This is a genomic window from Paraburkholderia sp. SARCC-3016, assembly GCF_031119615.1.
GTDB lineage: Bacteria > Pseudomonadota > Gammaproteobacteria > Burkholderiales > Burkholderiaceae > Paraburkholderia.
Genome location: NZ_JAVHZD010000079.1, coordinates 1 through 3,782 on the forward strand (window position 1 = coordinate 1; position 3,782 = coordinate 3,782).

Annotated in this window: 2 protein-coding genes and 1 pseudogene; 1 reads left to right on the forward strand and 2 read right to left on the reverse strand. The window is 59.9% G+C overall.

Annotated elements, in window-relative coordinates; genetic code table 11:
- Nucleotides 1-142: 142 nt before the first annotated feature.
- Together QYH69_RS35645 and QYH69_RS35650 are read right to left on the reverse strand one after the other, a co-directional pair.
- Nucleotides 143-330 (reverse strand): annotated as a pseudogene (locus QYH69_RS35645) (DDE-type integrase/transposase/recombinase); the annotation flags it as partial.
- Nucleotides 331-699: 369 nt separating this feature from the next.
- Nucleotides 700-2,586: a hypothetical protein gene (locus QYH69_RS35650; protein WP_308836310.1), complete on the reverse strand. Its 1,887-nt coding sequence runs from the start codon at nucleotides 2,584-2,586 to the stop codon at nucleotides 700-702.
- A gap of 865 nt (nucleotides 2,587-3,451) precedes the next feature.
- Between QYH69_RS35650 and QYH69_RS35655 the strand changes: the two genes are divergently transcribed.
- On the forward strand, nucleotides 3,452-3,709 hold the full coding sequence (locus QYH69_RS35655) for a helix-turn-helix domain-containing protein (protein WP_374992569.1): 258 nt from the start codon (nucleotides 3,452-3,454) through the stop codon (nucleotides 3,707-3,709).
- The last annotated feature ends 73 nt before the right edge of the window (nucleotides 3,710-3,782 follow it).

A 3,782-nucleotide genomic window follows, 5' to 3' on the forward strand; every position in this document is an offset into this window, starting at 1 on the left:
CAAATCAGGCCTGGTGTGGTGACATCACGTACATCGCCACTGACGAAGGCTGGCTGTACCTCGCTGGCCTGAAAGACTGAACCGCCCCGACTTTGTCGGAGACCGCCGGGTTTGGCGCTACGCCGCGCGAGCGGGCATCGAAATCGGAATGGTGAATGAGCCCGGGCGGCGGCTGGCGATCGTGTAACGCCTGGTTCAGCGCATCCAGCACGAAGTCACTCCTCATCGATGCCAACACGCGCCAACCGACGATACGGCGCGCAAACACATCGGTCACGAACGCCACTAGACCGGGACTGACCATGTCCAGCAATAGGTAAAGTCCGCGACCTAGGCCGGTCGCGATATCCGGCCCAAGGTGGTGGTGCGCGATCGGCTTGGATTCGAACACGAGTTCGAGATGGAACGCGTCTGGCTGCTCGTAATCATTGACGTGTGCATAAGCGCTGGTCCTTCGCGATCACATTGCCACACGCGACTTCGGCCGCGGCCGTCTGCCGGACCCCGGCAAATCCCTCGAACTGCGCGGTGCCTGCGTTTGAGACCGTGTCTTTTGACTCCCGCCGGTCTTTTCCTGCGCGACTTCGTGGGTCTGTTTCAGATCTACACCTGACGTTCTGCATTCACGCTTCGCGAAATGGTGTAATTTGTCGCGCGCGCGGCGAACGCAAACACGCCGCGCAACTTTCGCCATGCCGATCATGCCTGCTCCGGTTTCCCCGGTGGCGTCTTCGTTTTTGCCAGGCGGTCATCATCCGCGACGTCGGAGTGCGGGACAACGTCGTTATCGGATTCGATCAGATCGTGCTCGCGAGCGGTCGCGATGCTGTCGAGCTGTTCCAGACTTGCGCCGATATGCGTCGCCTGCTTCTCGAACGTCGAGAAGGCCGCGCCCGCATGACTCAGTCCGCGCCAGCTTTCGAACGCGTTGTATCCCGCGACAATCGGTGCCCCGACACCTTTGCCAAATTGCGTCATAAAGCCCATCGCCTCTTCAGGCTTCGCGTCGCGGCGCTGATTCTTGATATTGGTCACCATGCCCTGCGTGGTCGCGGCAAAGACGCCGATCAACGCGCTGGCAAGCGCGAGCACAAATTGCACGGTTAACGAAATATGACTGCTGCCACCCATCGCCGCGGTCGCGAAACGTCCACCCGCCGTCGCGCCGGCGCTTCCCAACGCGCCGAGCGTGAACGTCTGACCGAGCCGCTGCGATACCTGCGAGCTGAATTCGAGCGGCTTCGTGAGCTTCCCATACGCCTCTCCCAGTGCGAAACCCGGCGATCCCTTTAGCGCGCCCTCTAGCAACGCCTTCGTGTCCTCGTGCATGTCGTCCGGCAAGGTCAACTTGCGCAGGTTTTCAACGTCTTTCTGGTATGCGGCGATTCTCTGTTTCAGCTCCGGGTCGCCGTCCGCCACGCCCTGCTCCAGCGCACCAGGCCCGGCCTGCGTGCCGCGCTGCCGTTCCAGTTCGGCGGTCAACACTTTCAACTGCGCGTCGACGCGGTCGGCCACGCGTTGCACGATCGTCGCTTCCGGAAGCGCGACCATATTTCTGCACTTCGCTTCGTCAAGATCTGCCGATGTGATTTTTCCTCGCCTGATTGCTGCATCCTTTCCTCCGTGGTTGAAGAAGTCCGCATGCAGGATGTTCAACTTGTGTTCGAGCCTCAGGCCATTCACTTCGTCTCGCGCCGCCGCGAGATGCTGCATCACGATTGCCATTAACGCGATGCACGCCGACACGCCAGTCACCTTCGACGGCGACAGCTTGTGATGAACGAGATGGTCGAGCGTCGACCGCGGGGCTTGTGCGCCGGACTGCCTGATAAACGGAGCCAGCGCGCCGCTGCCCGAGCGCACCGTGCGCGCGGGAATCTGCCAAAGCGTCGATTCGACCTGACGGGCGTGCGCGCCATCAAGTGCCTGCATCTCACCCGCATGCGAGCACAGCGTGACCAGCGCATCGAGATGCCGGTTGCATGCGTCGATGAGCGCTTTTTTGTCTTCCGGCGAAAGCTTGTCTCCGGCGATCTTTTCCGCCAGCTTGCGCTCGTCGATCTGACCATGCGCACCGACGCAACCGTGCTGCTCGAAAAGCTGCACCACCGCCCTTTCTTTTGCGTGCGCGGATGAAATCGCATCGTCGATCTTCTTCCTGATATCGGACTGGGTGCTCTTCGAATTGATATTGCCTTTATCTAGCTTCACTTCGGGCTGTCCGAGGCGCCGGTAATAATCGATCGCGCCGATCACAAGCGACTGCATCGGTGATGTGACGACGGGTTGCACGGCAACCACGCCAAGGCTGATGGCCGCGGTCACCCACGGGTTCTTGATCTTTTGTGTCGCGAAAGGCACGACGAGGTAGCTGATCATATTGAAGATCGAACCGCTGGTCGGCACGAACATCCCTGCCCAGTAAGCGGCGCTCTCCATCTTCTTCACATCGTCTTTCGATACCGACAGCGCGTCATACCACGCGTTGAGCTGCCTGTCCGAGATTTGACCGACGCGTTTGCTGTTGCTCGGCAACTTGCCGCCCTTCGCCGGATGAAGCAAATTTGGTCGAACTTCGTTCAGCACGTCAGCTAGGTCCTCAAGATAAATCGTTCTGGACTTCTGCTGTTCGAGCCTCGCGCGCAACGCCAGCACATCCAGCGGATGCGACGTCTGAGCAGCCTTTACCCGCGGGCTGGCCGCTTCAATGGTGTCGTCCCGTCCGCCGACAGCGCCCTTTGCCACATCTTTGGTTGTGGCGCTTCGCTCCACTGCCGGGCTCTCGTGCGCAACCTCCAATGATGTCCGCTCGAGCATCTCGATATCGACAGAGGCGTTGCTAGTCCTTTCCGGAAACGGCGCACGCATGCGCATCGAGCTGCGCGATCCGGTCGTGAGCGCGGGTGACGGGCCCCGGCGCGCGAGGTCCTCAAATTGCCCGGAGTCTGCTGATGCCGCGCTCGAGCGGCGGATCAGGGCCGGGTCGGGTTCGTTTATCGCGGGGCGCGGTTCTGCCGTTGCAAGCGTATGGGGCTGGAACGGCGCGGATGATGGAATTTTCGACATATGTGATTAAGATCCGTCGTTGACAGGCAAAATGATTGGGAGCAACGAGCCGATCGTACAGACCGTTCGTGACACGGATGAACATCGTCAACGAAAAATCGTGAGAAAACCGCGAACGCAGGATGATGCGGCAACGTCGCTAAAACATCTAAAACGCCTATGTGCGGCTTAAACTCGATACTGCTTTGCAACAGGCGTTTGATTTCGACATGTACATCGGACCGTCACCCGTGCGCCTCCCGTTACGGTTTCGCCGCCCAGGAAATTCGCGAGGCAGGTGGGTGCCGAGTGCGGCCATCGCGAGGTTGAAAACGGGTAGATTCAATGGATCGTTGCAACACCTTCCTATTAATATCGAATGAGGGAGGGTTGACGAATGGCACAGATGGGAAGGCCGGGGTTGTCGCCGGAAGGCAAGTCAGAGGTTTGGCGACGGTGGCGGGCAGGTGAATCGTTCCTTGGCATCGGGAAGGCGCTAGGCAAGCCTGCAGGCTCGATCTACGGCGTGATCCGACTATGCGGAGGGTACACCCCTGCTGCTCGTAAGCGGTCGTTGCGGGCATTGACTTTGAGTGAACGTGAAGAGATCTCGCGCGGCGTCTCGGCTGGACTTTCAATTCGAGCGATTGCCGGCCAATTGTAAGCACCTCACAACGGCCGTTCGCAATACGACGTGCGTGTGAGGCATGATGGGGGATGGGTTCTCGCCAGTTGGC